The sequence below is a fragment of the Pengzhenrongella frigida genome (assembly GCF_004168625.1).
Classification (GTDB): Bacteria; Actinomycetota; Actinomycetes; order Actinomycetales; family Cellulomonadaceae; genus Pengzhenrongella; species Pengzhenrongella frigida.
The window spans coordinates 16771-39715 of the sequence record NZ_SDWW01000010.1 but is presented as its reverse complement, the minus strand read 5'-3'; the positions used below and the strand labels follow the sequence as shown (position 1 = coordinate 39715).

The window sequence follows — 22945 nt, the reverse complement described above, 5'->3', positions numbered from 1 at the left end:
ACGTGGGTCAGTGCGCCGCGAGAAACTCCCCGTAGCGCAGTTCCAGTCGGTCGGGGCTGGGCCGGTCGCGGCGCACCGTCGGAACGACCATCAGGGGTTTGTGATGGTGTGCCTGAATGCCGTACCGCAGCATGGGACCGTCCACCTCCTCGAGCACGTCCGGCCGGACCTCGATGATCAGATCCGGACGGATTCCCACGATGTTCGCGTCGTACGCCGCGTGGTGAATCTTGCACAGCGCCAGGCCGTTCGACATGACCGGGTCGCCGTCCGCATTCGCATCCGCGGTGATGTGCGCGGCGTCCAGGAGATTGCCGTGCCGGAACGAGCAGACGGCGCAGCGCGTGGCGTAGGCCCGCATGACCCCGGCCCGGAAGGCAGGTTGGTGCAGGCGCTGCCGGGTCGTGCGTTCCACGTAGGCCCGCAGGATCGGGTCCGCCTCATGCCCGACGTCGACCATCCGCTGGTCCTCACCCAGCGCCATGACGAACTGCTGGTCGGCCGACTCCTCCGCCAGGAGGTACACGGGATAGATCGCGGCGTAGACGCCCTCGGCGATTCCGTAGAACCAGATCATCGGAAGTCCGCGCTCCATCGCGGCGCGCAGGGCGCGATTCTCGGGGTGGCCCGGGTCTTCGCCCCGCCACTTGTAGCGAAGCAGCTGGTCGACGCCGATGCCGTCCTCGTACGGCCGAGCCGCTCCCTCGCGCCGATATACCGTGCGGATCGAGAGCGCCGCCACCATTCCGGCGGGTTTGCGAATGCCTCGCTGCACGTCCATGAGCGGCAGGCGGACGCCCGCGAACTCAAACTCCGCGAGCTGCTTCTGGGTCCACGACTCGACCCCGTGGGCCCGTTGGCCATCAAGCCACGCGAGCGCGGCAAGTCGAATGGCGAGCTCTTGTTCGACCACGCTGTCAGTCACGGGTCTGAGCTTCCTCTGTGATGCCGGTTATGCCAAGGCGACGCCGAGCTGCGGCTGTTGCGATGACTCCTCCTGCGCCGTTTTGTCCGCAATCTCGATTCGATGAATCGCGCGTGGGAATGAGCGCGCACCGTCATAGGATCGGGGGATGAGCGAGATCGACCCGCACGACGCGCGCCCCTCCGTCCCGGCGGCTATTTCTGCACCGCTTTCTTGGCCGGTCCAGCAGGCGCCACAAGCGGGCTACGGGTATTTGACCGACCAGCGCCCAGCCTCGGGCGCCGTCCTCGCAGTCGCGTGGATAAGCGCAGTCCTCACGCTTGGGTACATGCTTCCGTGGGCGATTGCCGCGACACGGGGCCGGTCCAACCAAGCGGCGATCGGCCTGGTCGACCTGTTTCTCGGCTGGAGCCTGATCGGGTGGATCGTGGCACTGGTGATGGCGTGCCAGTCGCACGCAATTGTTGGGCAACTACCGGTCGTCAACGTGCTGGTTGCGCAGCAGTTCCCCCAAGCACCACAGGGCTACCCGGCCCCGGTCGCGGGTCCACCAGCAGGGTGGTACCCGTCCCCGTCGGGAGCGGGTCAGCAGTACTGGGATGGCATCGCGTGGACGGGCCATCGCGCGCCCTGAGGTTCGTGCCGCGCGGAATGCGAGCGACAAGCGCAAACCGCGTCCATTGGACCGTTCGCGGGGACAATTGCTCATCCGTGACGGTCTCGCGCTGCCCCACGTTCCCGCGGGAACGCTTCGCCGGTTGAGGCGGTGTTGTCGATCTGGCCGCGCGGACCGTCTCTGCACCGATCGTCCGGTCGCGCTACCGCGCCCCGTACTGCCGGTGGCTCGTGACCGTGAAGGCGCGGGGCACGCTTCCGCACGTCCCTTTCGGTCGTTCGCGCAGCGCCTCCTGCGCAACCTCGGACCGCGGACCCGTACGATCCGGTCGGCTGCAGGCTGGTCTTCGTGCCGTCGGCCCGACCGTCGCGCTCCCGACGAGATGAACGCTGCCGAGGTCAGCCACTCGACCCGGACCCATCGTGTCCTGACCGTTCTCGCGTGGCCGCCGGACGGTCTCCGACGTCGACCCAAGACCGACCGAACCACTCGCGGCGGGTCAGCCGGCTCTCACGCGATCAACGCGAGCCATCTCGAGGGCGCATCTGCGCAAGGCAGGTCTGTCGTCTTGGCTTGGGATGAAGCCGCGCTGTCCCGGAATTTCTGAGTCGAAAAATAGCTAAGCCGGAAGGAGATAGACGGGCGATGGAAGCAATTGGCGTTCATTGGATCGGGGCGGTGCTTGGCCTCGCGCTGGCAATCGTGCTGATCCTGCGCAAGGTCCACCCCGTCTACTCGCTCTTCCTGGGTGCCATCGTCGGTGCACTGGTCGGTGGGGCAAGTCCCGCCGAGACGATCACCGTGCTGGTGTCAGGGACGCAGAGCGTCATGGGCACCGTGCTCCGGGTCCTGGCCGCCGGCGTCTTGGCGGGGGCCATGATGGAAACCGGCGCGGCGGAGACGATCGCGCAGGCGATCGTGAACAAGCTGGGGGCAGGCAGGGCGATCCTCGCGCTGGCTCTGGCCGCCATGATCATCACCGCGGTGGGCGTGTTCATTCCGGTCGCAGTGCTCATCGTCGCTCCGATCGCTCTGGACGTCGGCCGAGAAGCGGGAATCTCCAAGCCTGCGTTGTTGCTCGCGATGTCCGGCGGCGCCAAGGCCGGCAACATCATTTCGCCGAACCCGAACACGATCGCGGCAGCGCAAGGGTTCGACCTCGATCTGAGCAGGGTCATGCTTGCCGGAGTCGTGCCCGCCCTCTTCGGCCTCGCGGCCACCGTTCTCATCGCGTCTGCGATGAAGCGCAGGGGTTCTCCGGTCGAGCCGGTCGACGTGATCCTCGATGTGGCCGCCGGTGGTGGTGGTCGTGGCGTCGGGGGTTCCGGAGCCGCAACCGCGACTCTGGCGGCCACCGAGACCGCGACGGCAACCGCGACCGCGACTGCGTCGAACCGGCCGACTCTCGGCCGGGCCCTCGTGGGGCCCGCCCTCGCCGTGGTCCTGCTGGTCCTGAACCCGCTGGGCCAGATCTCCGGTGTCGACCTCCTCCAGAACCTCCAGCTGGATGCCCTGTACATCCTTCCGCTCGCGGGGCTGGTCGGCCTGGCGGCGATGGGCCAGTTCCGGCACGTCGTCAGCTACACCACCGCGGGCTTGAACCGGATGACTTCCACCGCCCTCATCCTGCTGGGCGCGGGGGGGATCGCGGGACTGATCTCCGCCTCGGACCTGTCGGACCAGGTCGTCTCGCTGATCGAAGCCGGCGGGGTCTCGGGAACGCTCCTGGCGCCGATCTCCGGGGTGCTCATGGGGGCCGCGGTCGCGTCTACCTCGACCGGGGTCATTCTCGCCACCAGCTCGTTCAGCGCGCCGATCCTCGAGATGGGGACCGCGCCGCTGGCCGCCGCCGTCATGGTCCACACGGGTGCGACCGTGATCGACTCCTTGCCGCACGGCAACTACTTCCACGTGACGGCCGACGCGATGAAGATGTCCATCCGACAGCGCCTGGCGCTCGTGCCGTACGAGGCGCTCGTCGGCGGGACCATGACGGTGGTCGCGACGATCGTCTACGGCTTCCTGCTCTAGCTGAGCTCACGTGCTCGCGGCAGCCGAGGCCGCGTCCCAGGTGGCGAGCACGACGGCGAGAACGAAGACCTGCACCGACAGCGGCAGGCCGGGGAGGTCCGCGACGGCGTCGCCACGCCACATGCTCGTCCGCTTGACCGAGCCCATGCGCCGCCCGTCGGCGAGCAGCTCCTCCTCTTGGCGCCACATGGACGCGCGGCGGAACTCGTAGGTTCGCCCGTCCGCCTCGACCCGCCAGTGCTTGCGGCCCACGCGGTCCGCCGAGGCGATCCGAGTGCCGTCCTGGTCGGCCATCCCGTACGTGCTGCCCCACATGTTGGCCCGCACTTCGTAGCGCCGTCCGTCGAGCTCGAGCTCGCCGCCCAGCTTCCACAGGGACGCATCCCAGGTAGCGAGCCGCAATCCGTCGACGACGATGTCGTAGCGGTTCCTCCAGATGCTCGCCTTGCGGGCCTCGATCATGGCGCTCACGGTAGCGGCGTGCGCCCGCTCCGGTTGAGGCCGGGCAAATGAGCAGGGTGCGGAATGATCTGCGCATGTCGACGAGCCAGCTCGAGCATCTGACCGAGTTGATAGTGGTCCAGGACGCGTTCCTGGCGACGATCAGCGAGGTCGATCCCGCTGCGCCCGTGCCCTGGTGCGGGACCTGGCAGGTGTATGACCTCGTCGTGCACCTTGCGAAGATCCACCACTGGGCTGCGGCGCAGGCCCGCGGCACCGACGCGACGTCGCTCGGGCGGGGCCCCTTCGAGCTCGAGGACCTCTACCGCGAGTGCGCCAGCGAGCTCCGGGCCACGCTGATCGAGCTGGGCCCGGACACCGTCGGGTCGACGCTGGACGGCCGGGGCCCGGCATCGTTCTGGCGGCGCCGGCAGCTGCACGAGACGCTCGTGCACCTCTGGGACCTGCGAACCGCTGGTGGCCGTGGGCTCGAGGTGCGCCCCGAGGTGTGGGCGGACACCGTCGACGAGGTCGTGACCGTGATGCAACCGCGTCAGGTGCGGATGGGCAGGCTGTCGCAACTGCCCGCGCCGATCGAGCTCGCCGCAGCCGACGTCGACCGCACCTGGCGGCTTGACGCCGTGGCCGACGGCCCCGCCGTCGCGCAGCTGCGCGCGCCCGCGTCGGTCCTCGCCCTGATCCTGTGGGGCCGCGTGTCGCCGGACGATCGAGGCGTCGCGGTCTCCGGAGACGGTGACCTGCTGCGCGCGGCACTGTCCGAGCCGCTCACACCCTGAGCGAGCGCTCGACGCGGGCCAGCCACTCGGCAAGGAGGGCGCGCAGGAGGTCCGGCTGCTCGTGGGGCAGGGCGTGGCCGGCGTCGTCCACCACCGCCACCGACGCGTGCGGGTAGTGGTCGACGAGGTCGGCCGCGGCTGCATACCCGACCGTCGAGTCGAGCCGCCCCGCGACCACCAGGGTCGGACCCGCGTACGGCGGCGTGTGATCGGGGGTGAGTGCCCACCGGGCGCCGATCCGCTCGAGCGCTGCCTGGTCGACGAGCGCGGCGGCCGGGGCGACATAGCGTTCGTACCGTTCGAGCATCTCCGGGGTGTGGATCACGAAGTAGCTCCGAAAGTCGTCGTCGCCGATCTCCTCCGATCCGGCGATGACGCGGTGCTCGGGGACGTCGCGCAGGCCCGGCAGCAACGGGCAGACGAGTGCCAGGCCCGCGACCTGCGTGGCGCGCCTCGCGGCCATCGCCTGCGCGTAGTACGCGCCCGCCGAGTGGCCGATGAGGAGGTGCGCATTCCCGCCAGTGACCTCGTTGGCGAAACTGAGCAGCGTGTCGAGGACGTCGTCGGCGCTGCGCAGTGTTTCGGGAGCGATTGTCCGGCCCATTCCAGGAAGGTCAAGATAGATCCGCTTCAGTCCCGCGACGCCGTCAAACATCGGTTCGAAGCACGCTTCAGTCTCGTGGTGGTCGACGCCGGCGCCGTGGAGCACGAGCACGGGTCGACCGCTCCCGTGCTCCATGTAGTTGACCGCCACCGGCCCTACTCGGATCTCCATCCATCGCAAGTTAGCCGCGCACGGCCCACGCGACAACACGACGTCGCGGGTGCGGGCAGCCCGCAACGAGTGCCGGATTGCCGACGGTCCGCATTGATTCCAGATTGCCCGGTCGCTGACGCGAACTCGTTTCGCCAATGCCCGTTTCGTCGAGTAACGTGCGACTACTTCTCTGGGCAATGGCCGACGGTGCCGACGCACAAAGGGCGCTTTCACTCTGCTGGCGGACACCGAAGAAGCTCACGGGGACAACGAGATGAATCCTGGCCTGCACGTCCCCGGCCCGTCCCCGCACGCGCGCGAGGTGGCCGTCTCCGGGTCGCACGACCTCGTCCTGGATCCGCGCGGCGTCTCGGCGCAGGACCGTGACGATGCGGCGGAACTGCGCGACCGGGTAGCCGATCGGCGTGACGAGCTGGCCGACGTGCGGGACCGGGTCTCCGATGAGCGCGACCAGGCCACCCTCGCCGCTCGCGAGGGCGACGCGGCAGCGAACCTGGAAAGCGATCTCCGCGGCGACCGCCGCGATGAGCTCAGTGAGGCGCGCGACCAGGATGCGACCAGGCGTGACCGGTCAGCGAATCTCCAGGACCGCAGCGCCGACCGTCGCGATCGGGTGGCGCACGAGCGCGACCAAGACGCCTACCGCCGGGATCGGGCGGCGGCACGGCGCGATCGGGCCGCTGACGACGCGGACGCCGCCACCTCCGCGGATGGCGGGGTCGGTGGGGCTGGCGGAGCTGACGCGGGTGAGGCCCGCCGGATCGCGGGCGCCGCACGGCGCGACGCCGCCTCGGACCGTCGTCACTCGGAGGAGGACCGGGTTGAAGCGGCGGACGAGCGGCACGCCGCCCGTGAGAGCCGGGACAAGTCCGCCGAGGGGCGGACCGCTGCGGGGCTGGACCGGGATGCGTCGGCGGTGGAGCGGGCCGCTTCCGCCGATGACCGGCAGCTCTCGGGGCTGGACCGGGAGGGCTCGGCCGCTGACCGGGCGGAGGCTGTGGCGCTCCGGGACGCAGCCAGCGTGGATGCGCTGAGCGGCGTGTACCTGCGCGGTCCCGGGATGATGGAGCTGGCCCGGGAGGTCGCCCGAGCCAGGCGCACCGAGCAGCCGTTGACCATTGCGTTCATCGACGTGGACGGCCTGAAGACGGTCAACGACACGCACGGGCACGCGGCCGGCGACCGGTTGCTCGCCGAGGTCGCGGCTAGCCTGCAGGACAATCTGCGTCCGTATGACTTGATCTTCCGGTACGGCGGTGATGAGTTCGTCTGCGCCCTTGCTGGACTGATCCACGACGAGGCCACGGAACGTCTGGCCGAGGTGAGGGACGCGCTTGCCGGCGGACAGACGCAAGGGTCGTTCACCGCGGGGCTCGCCGAGCTGGAGCCGGGCGAGTCTCTGCCCCGCCTCCTCGGCCGGGCCGACGACGCGCTGTACCGGCAGCGGGGGCATCGTGACCAGCACCTGACGGAGAGCGCGCGCAGCACGGGAGTCGATCGCCGCGGCTAGATCGAGTTCTCGCGCTGCTGTGTCGCGGTGGGGCATGGGGCGTCTGACACCGTCACGTCCCCGTGTTTACAGTGGGGGCATGGCCGAGTCTTCGACCGCTCCCTTTGCGGACCGCCCGGTGTTCCCCGCCGGCTACGGGCTCCCGACCACGACCGAGGGGATGCTCTCCTGGCCCGACGTCGAGAACCGGCTCGTGCCCGCGATCGCGTACTGGCTGGCGACCGTCCGGTCCGACGGTCGGCCGCACGTCGTGCCGCGCTGGGGCGTCTGGCTCGACGGCCGGTTCTGGTACGACGGCTCCCCGCAAACCGTTCACGCCCGCAACCTCGCCGTGAACCCGGCGTGCTCGCTGAACCTCGAGAACGGCACCGAGGCCGTCATCGTCGAGGGCGAGTCGCACCCGACCCGCGCGGACCCCGACGGGCTCGGAGGCCGACTCGCCCAGGCGTACTCGAAGTACCACCAGCTCGGCTATCGCCCGGGCCCGGACAGCTGGTCGGACCAGAACGGCGGCGGGCTACGGGTGCTCACCCCCAAGCGGGCGCTCGCGTGGTTCAGCTTCCCCTCCGACGCGACCCGGTTCACCTTCGCCGAATAGCAGCGCGGGAACTCCCAGATGACCGGGGACGACCTCGGTGTACTCGACACCGCCCTCCAGGTGGAAGCCGAGCAGGTGCGTGTACAGGCGGGCCGACGTGCCGACGCCTTCCGGCCTGATGTCGACCTCCGCCAGCGCGACGTCCTTCGCCGCCAGCGTCACATCAGTTCGGCGAGCCTGGCCAGACCTGGACGCGTGTGAGTCGCCAGGCGTTCACGGGCCTCGTCCAGTGCAGCCGATCCGGCATGTCCGGGCGGTATCCGGGCCGGGTTGAGTGCCACCTGGTCGGACCACTCCTTGATGTCGGGCTCGGTCGAGAACGACATTGCGGCCCGGGTGCCCAGCACGATCATCCTGGCCCACTCCACCATCGAGTTGCCGTACGGCGAGGGCGGGCACAGCCGGTTCTTCTCGTCGTCGTCCTGGCGGGTCGCCTCGACGTACCCGACCAGGGCCGCGCCGAAGCAGGGGAAGCCCGCTCTGATCGGTTGCAGCGTGATCGCCTCGGGCCGCCAGACGGGGACGAGCGGGGGGTACTTCAAGCCGTCCGCCGCGCAGTGGACGACGAGGGCGTCGTCGGCGACCGTGACCGAGCCGCCGGCAAAGGTGAGGTTGCCCCGCTCGACGCTCTCGAGGTGCCCTCGCCGCACGACGTTGTCGATGGTGCGCAGCTGCTCGAGCTCCCACGCAGCGAGGGTGGGCGCCTTGGCCATCGTCGGCATCACCGTGCGGTCGATGCGCAGCATGACGCCGGCATCCTCAAGACGCAGGAACAGGTCGTCGATCGAGGTCGCGTGCTCCGCGGCGCTCATCATGTCCGCGGCCATGCCGAGGATGATCGCGGGATCCGGCTGGACCACGGCCCGGTTCATCATCCACGGGTCACGGGGCCGCACCCAGCAGATCGCGTCGGGGTCCACGTCACGCGAGAGCAGCCAGATGCAGGCGTCGGTCGCGGTCTTGCCCGAGCCGACGACGACGTACTGGCTCGGCGCCTCCGCCAGTCGTGCGAGCTCGTTGACCGGCAGCACCCGAGCGCCCTCGGCGACGTCGAACGGTGGCGGCTTCTCCGCCGGGACGCTGGGCGCCAGGTAGCGGGCATCGACGATCCGGCACGCCCCCCGCACCTCGAACCGCTCGCCCGAGATGAGCGAGACGAAGGCGCGGTCACCGACGTACTCGCAATTGGGAAAGAACTCGACCTTGCCCGACTCCACCATCCGGTCGAGCATCCGGGCGTAGTAGGCACAGATCTCCGACTGGGAGGCCCGCTCCTGCAGACCCTTCTCCGGTCCATGCTGCTGCAGCTGACCGTCGCCGAGCAGGGCCGACGCGACGCCGTAGAAGGCCGAGGCCTGGTGCAGGCGGACGAAGGGGTACGCCTCGAGCCAGTGTCCGCTGGTGCTGTGACGACGGTCGACCAGGGCCACGCGCACGTCGGCGTGGTCGACCACGGCGTCCGTGAAGGCCATGCCCATGGCACCGGCTCCGACCACGAGGTAGTCGGCTTCGATGGCGCGCGTCACGATTCCACGGTGCCACTGCCGCGGCGTCGCGTCCACGGAATCCGGGAGGCTAGCGGCGCCTCGGTCGTGGCGTCATTCGGGCAGGAGGACGCGCACCTGGTCCCGGATCTCCTGGACGACGTCGTCGACCGGGTTCGCGGCGTTGATGGTCGCGGCCATGCTGATGAACATGATGGCGGAGACGATGTGCGCTCGTGCCGCGGCGTCCTGCGCGGTGGTGCGCTCGTCGCGCAGCAGGACGGCGGCGATCGCCTCCTCGGTCTGCACGCTCAGGTCGAGGGCGTCACGGTGGTGGGGCTCGGAGGGGTCACCGAAGACCATCTCGCGCAGGTAGGTCCGCCCGTTGTCGATCTGCTTGCGGTTGCACTCCACGACCGGGCGGACGATCGCCATCACAGCGTCGAGCACATCGGTGGCGGCCGCGGCCGCCGACCTGCCCTTGACGAGCGCATCCGCGTAGGTCGAGTTCTGCACGAGCAGAAGCAGCTCGCCCTTGGTCTTGGCGTAGAGGAACAGCGTGCCCGCACCGATATCGGCCTTGTCGGCGATCTCCTGAGTCGTGACCTCGTCGACGCCGCGCTCGGCGAAGAGCTCCCTGGCGGCAGCGGTGATCCGGTCGAGCTTCTCCTGCTTGTTCCGTTCGCGCCGTCCGACCGGCTGGGAGACGAGTGGCATGGCTGCCGTCCTTCGTTGCTGAGTGGGCTCGAATCTGCCGACGCTCAGTGTTCCACGGCGGCCAGACGTCCTTGGTGTCGCGGAGTCTGGGTTCGTTCGGTCGGTCGGAGCGGTCAGCGGGCGAGGAACTCGACCGCGATGGGGGCGAACTTCTGGTGGAACTGGAAGATGCCGCCGTGCCCGGAATCGGGGTAGATGACGAGCTCTGAGCCCTTGATGCGGCGGTGCAGGTCCTCGGAGAGCACCGAGGGCACCATCCGGTCGTTGTCGCCGTTCGCGATGAGTGTGGGCTGGGTGAGCTTCGACAGGTCGGCCGGGGCCGAGCGACCGTACTTCTTGATCGCCTTCAGCTGCGTCTGGAAGGCCTTCACCGAGATGTCCGCGTCGCGGTCGACGGTGCGTTCCTGCAGGCGCTGCACAAATGCGCGAGCAGCGGGCTTGCCGGTGGCGTTGCGGTTGAAGAAGAGGAACTCCTTGGGGTCGGACCGGGTCAACGTCGCGCGAAGGATGTCGTAGTAGGTGGCGCCGGCGACCTTGTCGATGTCCTTGCCGCCCCTCGGTCCGGTGCCGGTCAGGACGAGCTTGCGGACGAGTTCGGGGTGCTTGACCACGAGGTCCTGGGCGACCATGCCGCCCAGGGAGAAGGCGAAGATGTCGATCGTGTCGAAGCTGAGGGCCCTGATGAACGTGTAGGCGTCGTCGGCCATGGCCTCGATGCTGTCGGGAACGTGGCCGGTGGAGGCACCGACGCCGCGGTTGTCGAAGGTGATGACGTGACGATGCCTCGCGATGGGGTCCACGATCCGGGGGTCCCAGTTGTCCAAGGTCGCGGCGAGGTGCACGAAGAACACCACGGGGATACCGCCCTTCGGTCCCAGCTCCCGGTAGGCGAAGGTGACCCCGCCGGCGGTGACAGTGCGGGCCGGGGCCAGCGCGTATGACGTGATGGGCTCGTTCGAGGTGTCGTTGTCGCTCATGGCGTTCTGCTGCTTTCTGGTTCTGCGAATGGTGCGAGAGGCCTGTCAGGCCCGGGTGATGACGGCCTTGCCGCGGATGCCGCCCTTTTCCAGCGACTGCACGGCCGGTACGGTCTGGTCGAAGTCGAAGATCCGTCCGACGACCGGGCGCAGCACGCCGCTGTCGACGAGGGCACTGATCTGTCGGAGCTGGTCGCCGCTGGCGCGCACAAAGAGGAACTCGTACGTCACGCCGAGCTTCTTCGCCTGCTGGCGGACCTTGCGGCTGAGTGCTGCGATCGCGAGACGCAGAACCGGGTTCATCCCGGCCTCTTTGGCGAACGTCGGGTCAGGCGGCCCGGCGATGCCGATCGCCTTGCCGCCGGGGCGCAGCACGCGCAGAGACTTGGCCAGGTTCTGGCCGCCGAGGCTGTCCAGCACCAGGTCGTACCCGTCCAGAAGCTGCTCGAAGTCCTGATTTCGGTAGTCGATGACGATGTCGGCGCCGAGCTTCCGGACGAAGTCGACGTTGCCGGCGCTGACCGTCGTGGCGACGGTCGCGCCGAGGTGCTTGGCGAGCTGGATCGCGATCGTGCCGACTCCGCCCGCGCCGCCGTGGATGAGGACCCGCTGCCCGGCCTGCACCTTGCCCTTCTCGACCAGCGCCTGCCACGCAGTCAGGGCCACCAGCGGCAGGGAGCCCGCCTCCTCCAGGGTGACCGTCGCCGGCTTGAGCGCGAGGTCCGCCTCGGCCACCGCGATGCGCTCCGCGAAGGTTCCGATCCGGTCCTTGTCGGGCCGCGCATACACCTGGTCGCCGAGCGTGAATCGGCGCACCTCGGCGCCGACGCCGATCACCGTCCCGGCGACGTCATTGCCCATGACCTGCGGCAGCTCGTACCGCAGGAACGACTTGAACGCCCCCGACCGGATCTTCTCGTCGAGCACGTTGAGCCCCGCCGCCTGCACCTGAACGAGCACGTCGCGCTCCCCGACCACCGGCTCGGGGACGTCCGCTTCGTGCAGCGGCCCCTTGTACTTGCTGATAACAAACGCTCGCATGGTGACTTCCTTCTGGCGTTGTTCCGATGGCTTGTTCTGATGCGCCCCGCTCCCTAACGCCGAGCACGCTCAATCATGAGCGGCCTCAGGAACCTTGTCAAGAGCGGCCCGCTCGGAGCAGTTCGCCGACGCCCTGTCGCCCGGCGGTGGTTCGGCCAGCCATCAGCGAGCTCGTTCGACATCCGGGCCGGGACCTCGGGGGTCACCGCGGGCGGGGGCTGTTCACCGACCTCGGTCCTGCCGATCACGGGGCCTTGTTCGACATCGCGTTGCCGGAGATTGATCCGGGCGAGTCCGTCTCGTTCACGATGTCCTCGCTGCAGGCCGGTGACCTGGCGAAAACGTGGAGCGGGTGACGGGAATCGAACCCGCGCTATCAGCTTGGGACGATGACCACAGGGATCCGTGACACGGCCCTCGCGGGCGCGGCTGCAGTCATTGGCACGACGGCGCGGCAGTGGAGTTTGCCTGGAACGAGGCCGATGCGGCAGGTGCGCCCAGCAAACCCCATCAGCGCCTAGAACAATCGCAAGGGTGGGGACTTTTGACGGTCCGATTTCGTGCCAGACTCGGCACGCGCCGCCTGCAGAACACCCGCCGAAACCCAAGGTTGATGATGTCGGGACTTGCTCTCTTCCTGATCAGTGTGGCGCTCTATGCCGGGATTCCGCTTCTCGTCGCCGCGCGCCGCACCCGATTCCAGTTCGTCCTCCTCTACGGCCACATCGCCAGTGTTCTGACCCTCGGAGGGCTGCTCGGTGCGGTCTACGTGCTTCCGCTCTCGGGTGACGTCGCGCTCCTTGCTGGCCAGGTCGCGTACGGCGCATTCATGTTCTCCACCATGGTCACCGTCATAGTCGGCCGCGACCTCCAGGTCGTGCGAAACATCATCGTGCTCACGGTCAGCGTCGACACCCTCGTGTACCTGATGTTCCGGGTCAGTCAAACGGCACTGACCTCCTCAGGGATCCCGGACCCGTTGGGCGTGCCTTCAAGCATCTTCGACCAGTCGCTACGGATCGTCGTGTCGGGCGGAATCCTGATTGTCGCGGAGCTGCTGCTCCTTCTCGGCCTCCTGGAGGTGGCGAAGAGGCGGCTTCCGAGCGCCGCGATGGCGCCCGTCTACCTGCTCGCCTACATCGGGATCGTCACCCTGGACGGAGTGCTCTTCCCCGCACTCGTCCTGCTGCCGCCGGACGGGCTCGGCGCCTTCATCACGGCAAGCGTCGAGGCGAAGTTCCTGCTGGCCGTCGCGTTCTCCGTTCCGCTCGCGGTGTTCGTCGCGGCCTACCGGCCGACTCTGCTCCGCTTCGAGGCGACAGAGCTCCATCTGCACACCCTGATCTCAGCCTCCCGAGACGATCTACTCGAGAGCCTCGATCGGCAGCGCACGGAGCTCGAGGAGAACCGTCGCAATCTTCGCCGCAACGAAGAGCGGGCCCGGCACTTGGCGACGCTCGCTCGGCGGATTGCCTCCATGGACAGCCAGGGAAACCTGGACGGACTCCTCGACCGACTCGGCAGCGCGCTCGCCGAGATCCCCGGCGTGCACAACCACCGCGTCGGTCTCACCGTCGAGGTCGAGACCGGGGTGACAGCGGCGTTGGGATCGGACGATCCGGCCGCACCTCCCCGGCACCGTCTGTGGCTTGGGGACGAACGAACGATGGTGATCGACGAGGGACCCTTCGGGCCGACCCTCCTGCTTCCGCTCACGCTCGGGGCGGGAGCCCGCGCCGCGCTTGAGATCAGGGTCGGGGAGGATCTTGAGTCGGCCGGGAGCGAGGACCTGCTCGACCTCGTCCCTCAGCTCAGCACCCTCCTCCGCCCGATCGTGGGCGGAGCTCGGAAGACCTGGACCGATCGCGCGCCCCTGCTCGAAGTGATCCAAAGCAGCGCCCTGCACATCGTGGGACAACCGGTCATCGATCTCTCCACCGGACGGGTCGTCCTGGTCGAGGCGCTCAGCAGGTTCGCGGACGGTACGAGTCCGTCGGACCGCTTCGCCGAGGCCGCGCGGGTCGGGCTGCTCGTCGAGCTCGAACAGCTTGCGCTCCGGTTGGCGCTATCCGCGGTCGCCCGCGTGCCTGCGGGGGCGTCGCTCGCAGTGAACCTCTCGTGCGGAACGTTTCTCACGCCGAGCACGCAGGAGATGCTCGCCGCAGTCCAGCGGCCGATTGTCGTGGAGATCACCGAGAACGAGCAGGTCGACGACTACGCGGCACTGCTGGCGGTGAGCGCACGCCTGCCGCACGTGCGCCTCGCGGTCGACGACACTGGAGCCGGCTACTCGTCACTGAGCCACGTCCTGCGTCTCGAGCCGGCCTTCGTCAAGCTCGACCGCACCTTGGTGGCGGGGCTGGAGCTCGACAGAGCGCGGCGCGTGGTCGTGGGCGGCCTGGCGGCCCTCGCCCTGGAGCTGGGGTCCGAGGTGATCGCTGAGGGCGTCGAACGTCAGGCCGAAGCTGACGCTCTCGGCGAGCTGGGGATCACCCTCGTACAGGGCTGGCTCGTGGGCAGACCCGAGCGCCTGGCACCGATCGACTAGCCGGCAGAGTCAGATTCGCACAAGTGATGACCCCCTCGGCAGGCTCGTCTGCGCGGGGTTCGCTGATCGTCGTCTGTGACCTCTTTGTGCAGGTCAGCAGGCAGCGCGGCCATGAGTCCGGCGTGGTGGACGAGGCGGTCGATCATTGTTGCAGCCAGGGCGGAGGATCTGCGCGTGCGTTGAGGCCGACACGCGACCCGGACCTGGGCGCCATAGGCAGGCTGGGCGGGCTTGGCGCCTCTGATCGCCGGACTGCGGCTGGCGATCGGTGGGTCCGGCCGGACCAGGGGCGTTCAAGTCCAACGCGGCCAGTAGGCGGCAGCCCGCCGCCGCTGCTCGCTTGGCGAAACGGCCGGAAGCGCCGAATGCACTGGGCACACGCGCATAGGGTCGCAGAATGCTGACTGAGTGGCCGGAGCGGTGTGCCCGCCTCCGAAGCGCAGGTTCGGGCTGCGGTGGGAACCGGCCCCGAGCAGGAAGAGTTTTGCGGCCATGAGCGGTCCGGCGAAGGCGTCCGCGATCGCGTACGCGTTGTGGTTCGTGATGCTGATTGTTGCCGCGTTCCGCGTCGGCAGCATCGATCGTGGACGAACACCCGAAGCGATCAGGTTTGTGTTTGCCGGCACCGCGGTGGTGGGTGTGTTCGCATGCTGGATGGCGACGATGGCGCCGGTCACGGTGGAGCTTGCCGGGGGTCCCGCCCAGTGCATCGGCGAGCCCGCCACCGCATTCGCGGGCGGCACCGGAGAAGTCCGAGCTCCCGAGTGCCAGACAGCCCTGATTCAAGGGGCATTGACCCTGGGGGCCACCGCCGTAGCTGTCGTCCTAGGGTGCGCATTGGCGCTCGCGGTCCTGGCAAATGTGCGCGCTCGACGCGCCGCAAGCGCTGCGACCCCATTGCCAGGCACGTCCTAGCCGCCGTCGACATGTGCGCCTAGGACTCGCGGCAACTGATGCCTCTTCCGAATGGAATGTCGTCGCTGCTCTTGCCGGTGCCTCCGTGACGCTGCACGCTGTAGTCCCCGTCCTGCCGGAGGCACTCATGGGAAAACTGATCTACGCAGCCAACACCTCGCTCGACGGCTACGTCGAGGACGAGGCCGGCTCCTTCGACTGGTCAGTGCCGGACGACGAAGTGCACGCGTTCTGGAACGAGCACGAGCGGCACATCGGCACCTCGCTCTACGGCCGCCGCATGTACGAGACGATGCGCGTCTGGGAGAGCGACGACTGGTTGGCGACCGAACCGGCCGTCGTCCGCGAGTACGCGGGGATCTGGCGCGATGCTGACAAAGTCGTCTACTCCACGACGCTCGAGGCGGTGTCGACGGCGCGGACAAGAATTGAGCGGCATTTCGACCCGGAGGCGGTACGGCAGCTCAAGGAGATGTCAAGCACGGACTTGAGCATCGGCGGCGCGACCATCGGGGCGGAGGCGTTCCGGCACGGGCTTGTCGACGAGTGCGTGCTGCTCCTGTGCCCCGTGATCGTGGGCGGCGGCAAGCCGGCGCTACCTCGGCGCCTACGACTCGACCTCGAGCTGGTAGACCATCGACGGTTCGACAACGGTGTGATCTACGTGCGCCACGCGGTACGAAGCGCCTCCTGACGCCCAACGCGGCTATCGCGCTCGTCGGGGACGGCTGCGATTGGTTCGCCGCGGTGCGACCGTCGTGGGCGCCAACGCCGCAAAATGCCACACAGGTCGTCGACGACACAGCACTGCTCGACAGCTACGCGTCCTGAGCAGAGCACGGCACGAGCGTGCGTGATCAGGTCGTCATGCCTGGCCAGCAGGGAAGTTCTTCAAGCCGGTCAAGTCCCTGGACGTGGTGGGGTACGGCCTGAGAAGTGTGGCTGCCGGGGCTATCGCAGCCTGGCTGACTGTTCGTGATATCTCGAGGATTTCGTCGGTGGCCAACTGGCTTGAGCGACTGCGACGGAAGGGAGTGTCCGCACCGGTGAGCGACTAGCACGCAGACAAGGACCGCTGACATCCGCGCGCCCCATGAGGCGGTCACCGGTGGGAGGCCGTGACTTGGACGGGAATGCCCAGGGTTGAGCTACCGCTGGGGGCCGATCGAGGTCAATGGGGGCTCTGACCTGCAGTTTCAGTCTGGAGCGGGTGACGGGAATCGAACCCGCGCTATCAGCTTGGGAAGCTGACGATGAGGGGTTTCTGGACAGGGGCTGAGCTGCATCGTTGCAGGCGAGAGCGTTGGCGAACGACAGGTGGGGACAGTAGATGACATCCAGATGCACTTCGTAATGGAGCGTAATGGAGCGCCGCTGCACCTCTTTGGGTGGCCGCCGTCTCGTTGTTCGGACGCACTCCCGCTCTGATGGCGCTCACCGAAATTCCCCAGGGGTGCTCATCGAAATTCCCCACCTGGTGACGGTGTCAGGTTAGGGGTTGGCGGGTCCCGGTGGTGGTTCTGCGCAGGGTGTCGTTGGCGGCGTGGTGGGCGCGGAGCCGGTAGGAGTCGCCGTCGAGGTTCAGCACGACCGACCGGTGGAACAAACGGTCGAGCATGGCGGCGGCGACGGTGGTGTCGCCGAGGATCTCTCCCCACGACCCGACGCCCCGGTTGCTGGTCAGGACGATCGAGGTCTTGAGGTAGCGCTGGGAGGCGACCTGGAGGATCGCCGCGGCGGCCTCGGCCGGCAGGGCCAGATATCCCAGCTCGTCGATTGCGAGCAAGGTGGGGCCGGCGTAGAAGCGCATGGTCGTGGCCCAGTGGCCCTCGATGGCGGCGCGGTGGCAGCGGGCAGCGAGGTCCGCCGCGGTCGTGACGTGTTATGCGGGTTCGACGGGAGTCATCACCGCTTCCTCGCCCGGTACCACTGGGCCGGCCGTTCATGTTGAAGTCCCGCTAGTGGCGCCGGTAGGCTCGAAGGCGCGGCATCAACTGCGTTTGTAGCGGTCAGACGCTACTAGTGAAGTAGTCTGGGTTCGAACTTCTGGGTATGACCACTACGTTAGTTGCATAAAAATGATACATTCGTAGCGTGCCAACGACCGCAGAGGTGGTAGCTCGAGTCTCCCGACTGGCCGCAGGCCAGTGGGGACTGCTCACGACTGCCCAAGCCGTGCGCGAGGATGTCACGCGTCTCCAACTCACCCGCCTCGCCGAGGCTGGCGTTCTGGAACGGGTCGATCGGGGCGTGTACGCCACGACGTCATCGAATGACGAGAACCGCGACCTCCGCTCTGCATGGCTCGCTCTCGACCCTGCCCAGACAGCCGAAGAGCGGCTCGCTAACCCCATTTCTGCCGGCGTCGTGTCGCACACCTCAGCCGCTGGCCTGCACAAGCTCGGTGACCTGCTCGATGACATACCCGAAGTCACTTACTCACACCGCAAGCAGAGTCGCAGAGGTATACGGCTGCACCGCGGCGACCTTACCGAGGCTGACGTCACCCTTGTCGAAGGGCTCCCGACGACTACGGAGGAACGGACGGTTGCGGACCTGCTGCGGGACGGTCACGACCCCGAGCACATCGCGCAGATAATCGGGCAGGGCGTCCGTCGCGGTGTCATCGACCCGGCCGAGCTTGCTCAGCATCTCGACCCGCTTGCACGCCGACATGGGCAACAAGATGGGCACTCGCTGGTCGTGTACCTCCTGGACCTCGTGGGCCTCAGCCCAACTGCACTCGCGCGTGACCTAGCCAAGAGCACTGCCGGGCAAGAACTGATGGCTGCCGGAGGGCTTTTGGCCGTGAGCGAGATGCTCTCGTCGATGATTCCGAAGTTTGACCTTGCGCCTCGGCTCGCACTCAGCCACTTCAGCGCCGACATCCTTGACATCGGAAAACTCGATCTCGGCAGGATCACTGGCCTGGACAAACTCCTCGAGGCCGTCCGGCTGACTCAGTTCGAGCAGATGAGCACAAACATGCTCCCCGCTATGCGCACGTTTGCCGCTGGCATCCAACAACCGGAGATCCAGGCTGCGATCGCGAACATGCGGTCCCCAGCGCTGCAAGCCGGTATCGCGCAATCCCGAACACCAGCGGCGCGGGCGGCGATCGAAGCAGCACAGTCACCTTCAGTGAGAGCGCACCAAGACTGGATGGCATCCGCCGAGGGTCGTCGCGTGTCCCAAGCAATGCGGGATGCGGCGCCGGCGACGGACAAGACCGAGGAGTCGAAGTGACTGGGACAGGCGAGTACCGCGACGGCGTCGCCCTATGGTCCGCCGCAAGTGCCCACGCAAAGAGCGAAGCCAAGGCGACAGGAGTCCCCAGCCATGCGCTGCTCCGCCGCTTCGTCTTCGACCGGTTCCTCGCACGCGTATTCCACGACCCGAACAGCCCGTGGGTTCTCAAGGGCGGCACCGCTGTCCTAGCCCGAGTGCACGACGCACGAACGACGAAGGACGTGGACCTGCTCCACCAACTCAACAGTCTGGATGCGGCGCTCGTGGCGCTCCGGCTCGCGACCGAGGTCAAGATCGACGACCACTTCAGGTTCGTCATCACAAAGGTCGAGCGCAGCCTCGGTGGCGGTCAGCCGGCCGTCGATGGATTTCGCGTGAGCATCGACGCGTACTGCGGCGCGCAGAAGAAGGACTCGTTCGGGGTCGACCTCGTTACCGGTTCCATGATGACGACCGCACCAGAGCTCCGAGCCGAGACAGTCCTTAACCTGCGGGGACTCGCAGCCACTCAGATGCGCCTGTACCCGGTCGTGGACCATGTCGCGGACAAACTGTGCGCAACCCAAGCGACGTATGGGGCGGAGGGGCTCCTCCCGTCAAGCCGTGTTCGCGACCTCGTGGATCTCGTTGTCTTCGCGCGAACACAAGACGTCAATGGTCACGAACTGATCGTTGCGATTCGCGCGGAATGGACGCACCGGTCCTTGCCCGGTGAGCCAGTCTTCGCCCCACCCACCCATTGGGATCGCTTGTACCCACCGGTGGCGAGGTCCGTCCGGGCGTGTTACGGACTGACGACGTTCGCGGCAGCGGTCGCATTCGTCACCGCGTTCCTCAGCCCCGCACTAGATGGCTCCGCGGCCGGGCAGCAGTGGTCCGCTACGAACGGGGCCTGGCGAGGCTGACCCAGCCTGTTCCGTGGACTGCGGTCCGGAAGATTGGGCCTGAAGACCCCATTCGACGTAGATCGGGGATACCCTCCGACTAGTCGTGCTGGTCTGTCGGGGCAAGCACGTTGAACCCACCGATTCCGAGTCTCCAACTGCGCCGCGAACTACCTCGAGATCGACTGCGCGTTGATCCTCAGCTGAGGGAAGCCGAAGATACGATTGCGCCCATGGCCGACAACAAGCAGATTGAAAACCCTGGATCAAAGTTCACCGATGTCTTGGATGCTGCAGCAAGACTTCCCGGTGTACGAATCAACAGGGAAGCGTATCTGCGATCAGCGCTCAAGCGGCACTGTTCCGAAGAACAGATCGATATGGCGGTCGCCGAAAGCCCAGCGGCCGCATGCATACCATTCGGAGCGATTAGAGCGGTAGCGAGCGATTCGATCAAGTACGAAACGGCAAAGGCCACTGCGCTTTCTGCTGTTGCTGGAATACCCGGTGGGTTTGCCATCGTAGGAGCTATTCCAGCGGACCTCGCTCAGTACTTCGGCCACGTACTCCGCATCGCCCAGAAGCTCGCCTATATCTACAGCTGGCCTGACCTATTCGCCGACGACGGCGAAGAACTAGACGACGCTACCTCGGGCATTCTCACTCTCTTCGTGGGGGTGATGTTCGGGGTTCAGTTGGCCCAATCTGGTGTGGCTAAGGTTTCGACTATGATCGCTGGCCAGGTACTAAAGAAGTTGCCGCAGCAGGCTCTCACCAAGGGCGCCATCTACCCAGTGGTTAAGAAAGTCGCGGTCTTGCTTGGTGTCCGCATGACGAAGCAGATCTTTGCTGGCGGCGTTGCCAAGGTTATTCCTGTTCTTGGGGCCGTGTTCTCGGGGGGCCTTACCCTTGCAACGTTCTTGCCCATGTCAAAGAGACTGCAGAAACACCTCGCCAGTTTGGAGCTAACAAAGCCGGGGCACCGGGCCGAAGACGAAGAGATCATCGAAGCGGTTCTCGTCGATAACGTGCCATAGGGGCTATCAGGGCGCAGTCGCGACATAGCGCCTGTGAAGTGGCATCGAGTACCAAGTTGGCCACCGATGTTGCCGAGTAGTACTCGATGCCCGCTATCCGCCCACTGTCCCAAGCGCCGCCAAGGGCGCGGCTGTCACCGCTTGCGCTGCCGGGAGCGCTTGATCGCACACTGCGGCGAAAAGTCGTTGGGGTCTCAACACCGACTCCTGCCGTTTTGCTGCACACCTGCGGGTAGAGGGAGTTGCCGACGGGGCGACCTCCCATCTACCGGTTGGGAGGTGCAGCTCATGTTGGTGTCGCAGGTAGTCGCAGTGGTTGTCCCGATGGCGGACTCCGGGCGTCAGCCCGAACCAGGACGGTACGGGAACTAGGATCGCGCGCATGCGTCTGATTTCGTCTGTTCTCGGCTTCGTGCTGAGGAAGTTTGGTCTGTTTGGGGCGCTGTTGCTGTCCTTGTTTCTCGGCTATCTGCTCATTCAATCTTTTGTCCCAACTCTGCGGGAAGCCGTAGCAGAACGGGATCGACTGCAACAGGTGGCTGAGGAACGAGCAACTCTGGAGGAGGACCTGGAGCAACTGAGGAGCACTGCCGCGGAAGGCCAGAGCCAAGCGATCGCGTCGCTGGAGGGCAAGATCGACGCTGAGATCGAGGAGGGGCGCCGCAATGTCACCGAGAAGAAGGCGGAGATCGAGCGTCTGGGTGACAAGGTCTGCGGCCCCGTTCCGGAGTTCATCGGATGGGTGTTCCGCAACGACGCGTGCAAGTCCGCTGAGATGGCGGTCGAGAAGGCGGACGAAGCGCTGCACACCCTCGAACAAAACGTTGGCCAGGCTGGGGAGGACGCCGCTGTCCTTGGCGACCCCGCCCTGACCAAGCAGCAGAAGCTCGATCGACTCAACCAAGGCGGCGACCAGTCCTTCGTCCAGCGAGAGATCGACAACAAAGAGTCGGAACTGGGCCAGAGGAAGGCCGAAGAGAAGAGCTTGGAGGAAGCCCAGGCATCCGGGGTGGGATGGGTCGTCAACCAATGGGCCCAGTCGTGGAAGTGGTTGGCTGCCATCGCGCTGCTCGCACTCGTCCTGCCCGGAGCCCTGCGCATCGTCAGCTACTTCCTGCTGATGCCTCTGGTGAGTCGGGCGCACAAGCCGATCCACCTGGCGGCTGGGTCTGAGAACGCGGCTGCCGACCTTCGCTTCACCGCTGCCCTGCGGACGTTGACGATCCAGCTGGGCGCCGGTGAGGTGTTGTCCGCGCGGTCGGAGCACGTACGTCCCGTGCAAGGCAAGATTCGCAGCCGACTTCTCTACGACTGGACGTCGCCGTTCATCAGCTTCGCGGCTGGGCTCTACGGACTGAGTCGGATCACCGGAGATGAGGGCGGCAGCTCGGCGACGCTGGCAACGCCCGATGACCCCAACTCGTACCTGATGCGTATCGATTTCGTCGACCACCCGGGCTTGGTTATGCAACCGAAGCACGTTGTGGGCGTCATCGGCATGCCGGAGTTGGAGACGCGCTGGCGGTGGGGCATTCAGTCCTTCGCGACGTGGCAGGTGCGTTACATCATGTTCGCTGGCAGCGGCAGCCTGATCGTCCAGGGCAGCGGCGATGTCGTGGCGACGAGCCCTCGAGGTAGGTCCACGAGAATGGAACAGAACCTGGTGATGGGCTTCGACTCTCGCCTGACCGTGGGTGTCAATCGGACCGAGGTGTTCTGGCCGTACCTGTGGGGCAGAACACCACTTGTCGACGACGAGTTCACTGGGCTCGATCCGTTCTTCTGGCAGAAGTCCAGCGCCGACGGACCCAGCAACCCGATCGCAAAGACCTTCGACGCCATCTTCTCAGCGCTCGGCAAGCTGTTGGGCTTCTGAGCTCTCCTGGAGTGACGTCCGCTTGTTCCAGATGATTCACCACGTCGAGTGCGTGGCGCTTTTGGCGCCCACGCGCCGCTGAGTCAGGCGTCGCGCTGCAGTTCCCACGCGGCGGTCAGGGCACGGGCGTACGTCGTCGTCATCGGCCGCCGGCAGGTGCGCGAGCAGCTTGTGGTGGACCCTCGACCGTGTTCCTCGATCGCAGCGGCGTCCATCCACCGAACATGACCGGCTAGCCGCATAGCCACCTACGCCGTCAGCCGCGACGCCGTCGCCCACGCCCGCTGGCTGATCGACGCGCAGTAGTAGGCCCTCGACAGCGACTGGGGTTGCGGCAGCGCATGGTGAACCCGTCCGATGGGGCCCAGTTCTCACTCGGGGGAGGATGACGCCGCCGCGCGGGGGCAGGCGGTGCGGGAACCGACTTATCCGCATGTGGCGATCGCGCTGCCCGAGAGTGACCGGGTACCACGAGACCTCGTACCCCTCAGAGGATCACAACGTCGTGCCCGCCAGGCCAA

19 protein-coding genes and 1 pseudogene are annotated in these 22945 nt (G+C 67.0%); 12 read left to right on the top strand and 8 right to left on the bottom strand.

Annotated elements, in window-relative coordinates:
- Positions 1-7: 7 nt before the first annotated feature.
- Complete coding sequence (locus EUA98_RS05865; RefSeq protein WP_242511302.1) at positions 8-925, bottom strand: HNH endonuclease; 918 nt, start codon at positions 923-925, stop codon at positions 8-10.
- Between the two features lie 148 nt (positions 926-1073).
- Between EUA98_RS05865 and EUA98_RS05860 the strand changes: the two genes are divergently transcribed.
- Positions 1074-1559 (top strand): superinfection immunity protein, encoded by a 486-nt coding sequence (locus tag EUA98_RS05860; RefSeq protein ID WP_130101781.1) that lies wholly within the window; start codon positions 1074-1076, stop codon positions 1557-1559.
- 627 nt (positions 1560-2186) lie between these two features.
- Positions 2187-3572, top strand: coding sequence for a GntP family permease (locus EUA98_RS20220; protein WP_130101746.1), 1386 nt, complete (start codon positions 2187-2189; stop codon positions 3570-3572).
- A gap of 6 nt (positions 3573-3578) precedes the next feature.
- On the opposite strand, the gene EUA98_RS05850 is transcribed toward EUA98_RS20220, so the two are convergent.
- On the bottom strand, positions 3579-4034 hold the full coding sequence (locus EUA98_RS05850) for a hypothetical protein (RefSeq protein WP_130101745.1): 456 nt from the start codon (positions 4032-4034) through the stop codon (positions 3579-3581).
- Positions 4035-4108: 74 nt separating this feature from the next.
- Between EUA98_RS05850 and EUA98_RS05845 the strand changes: the two genes are divergently transcribed.
- On the top strand, positions 4109-4810 hold the full coding sequence (locus EUA98_RS05845) for a maleylpyruvate isomerase family mycothiol-dependent enzyme (RefSeq protein ID WP_130101744.1): 702 nt from the start codon (positions 4109-4111) through the stop codon (positions 4808-4810).
- On the opposite strand, the gene EUA98_RS05840 is transcribed toward EUA98_RS05845, so the two are convergent.
- Positions 4800-5585 (bottom strand): alpha/beta fold hydrolase, encoded by a 786-nt coding sequence (locus tag EUA98_RS05840; RefSeq protein WP_130101743.1) that lies wholly within the window; start codon positions 5583-5585, stop codon positions 4800-4802. The genes EUA98_RS05845 and EUA98_RS05840 overlap by 11 nt on opposite strands.
- Before the next feature lie 304 nt (positions 5586-5889).
- On the opposite strand from EUA98_RS05840, the gene EUA98_RS05835 reads away from it, so the two are divergent.
- Both EUA98_RS05835 and EUA98_RS05830 read left to right on the top strand, forming a co-directional pair.
- Positions 5890-7098 carry a GGDEF domain-containing protein gene (locus EUA98_RS05835; RefSeq protein WP_130101742.1) on the top strand — a complete coding sequence of 403 codons (1209 nt, stop codon included), beginning with the start codon at positions 5890-5892 and terminating at the stop codon, positions 7096-7098.
- Between the two features lie 79 nt (positions 7099-7177).
- Positions 7178-7696, top strand: coding sequence for a pyridoxamine 5'-phosphate oxidase family protein (locus EUA98_RS05830; protein ID WP_130101741.1), 519 nt, complete (start codon positions 7178-7180; stop codon positions 7694-7696).
- 158 nt (positions 7697-7854) lie between these two features.
- Here EUA98_RS05830 and EUA98_RS05825 read toward each other — a convergent pair whose 3' ends face one another.
- The 4 genes from EUA98_RS05825 to EUA98_RS05810 all read right to left on the bottom strand — a co-directional run bounded on the left by EUA98_RS05825 (position 7855) and on the right by EUA98_RS05810 (position 11915).
- Positions 7855-9222, bottom strand: a complete 1368-nt coding sequence (locus EUA98_RS05825) for a pyridine nucleotide-disulfide oxidoreductase (RefSeq protein WP_130101740.1) — start codon at positions 9220-9222, stop codon at positions 7855-7857.
- 72 nt (positions 9223-9294) lie between these two features.
- Complete coding sequence (locus tag EUA98_RS05820; RefSeq protein WP_130101739.1) at positions 9295-9897, bottom strand: TetR/AcrR family transcriptional regulator; 603 nt, start codon at positions 9895-9897, stop codon at positions 9295-9297.
- A gap of 113 nt (positions 9898-10010) precedes the next feature.
- Positions 10011-10874 carry an alpha/beta fold hydrolase gene (locus EUA98_RS05815; protein ID WP_130101738.1) on the bottom strand — a complete coding sequence of 288 codons (864 nt, stop codon included), beginning with the start codon at positions 10872-10874 and terminating at the stop codon, positions 10011-10013.
- A 45-nt stretch (positions 10875-10919) separates the two neighbouring features.
- Positions 10920-11915, bottom strand: a complete 996-nt coding sequence (locus tag EUA98_RS05810) for an NADP-dependent oxidoreductase (RefSeq protein ID WP_130101737.1) — start codon at positions 11913-11915, stop codon at positions 10920-10922.
- Positions 11916-12531: 616 nt separating this feature from the next.
- On the opposite strand from EUA98_RS05810, the gene EUA98_RS05805 reads away from it, so the two are divergent.
- From EUA98_RS05805 to EUA98_RS05795, 3 genes are all read left to right on the top strand, one after another.
- Positions 12532-14463: an EAL domain-containing protein gene (locus EUA98_RS05805; protein WP_165372726.1), complete on the top strand. Its 1932-nt coding sequence runs from the start codon at positions 12532-12534 to the stop codon at positions 14461-14463.
- A 492-nt stretch (positions 14464-14955) separates the two neighbouring features.
- Complete coding sequence (locus tag EUA98_RS05800; protein ID WP_130101735.1) at positions 14956-15378, top strand: hypothetical protein; 423 nt, start codon at positions 14956-14958, stop codon at positions 15376-15378.
- 127 nt (positions 15379-15505) lie between these two features.
- Positions 15506-16072, top strand: coding sequence for a dihydrofolate reductase family protein (locus EUA98_RS05795; protein ID WP_130101734.1), 567 nt, complete (start codon positions 15506-15508; stop codon positions 16070-16072).
- 792 nt (positions 16073-16864) lie between these two features.
- Here the strand turns inward: EUA98_RS05795 and EUA98_RS05790 are convergent.
- Positions 16865-17260 (bottom strand): annotated as a pseudogene (locus EUA98_RS05790) (ATP-binding protein); the annotation flags it as partial.
- Positions 17261-17472: 212 nt separating this feature from the next.
- On the opposite strand from EUA98_RS05790, the gene EUA98_RS05785 reads away from it, so the two are divergent.
- The 4 genes from EUA98_RS05785 (at position 17473) to EUA98_RS05770 (ending at position 22424) form a co-directional block, all read left to right on the top strand.
- Positions 17473-18624 (top strand): type IV toxin-antitoxin system AbiEi family antitoxin domain-containing protein, encoded by a 1152-nt coding sequence (locus tag EUA98_RS05785; RefSeq protein ID WP_165372725.1) that lies wholly within the window; start codon positions 17473-17475, stop codon positions 18622-18624.
- Positions 18621-19532 carry a nucleotidyl transferase AbiEii/AbiGii toxin family protein gene (locus EUA98_RS05780; RefSeq protein WP_130101732.1) on the top strand — a complete coding sequence of 304 codons (912 nt, stop codon included), beginning with the start codon at positions 18621-18623 and terminating at the stop codon, positions 19530-19532. Before EUA98_RS05785 ends, EUA98_RS05780 begins: the two co-directional genes overlap by 4 nt.
- A gap of 212 nt (positions 19533-19744) precedes the next feature.
- A complete protein-coding gene (locus EUA98_RS05775; RefSeq protein ID WP_130101731.1) occupies positions 19745-20548 on the top strand; it encodes a hypothetical protein in 804 nt (267 codons plus the stop codon).
- 382 nt (positions 20549-20930) lie between these two features.
- Complete coding sequence (locus EUA98_RS05770) at positions 20931-22424, top strand: AAA family ATPase (RefSeq protein WP_130101730.1); 1494 nt, start codon at positions 20931-20933, stop codon at positions 22422-22424.
- Positions 22425-22945 lie beyond the last annotated feature (521 nt).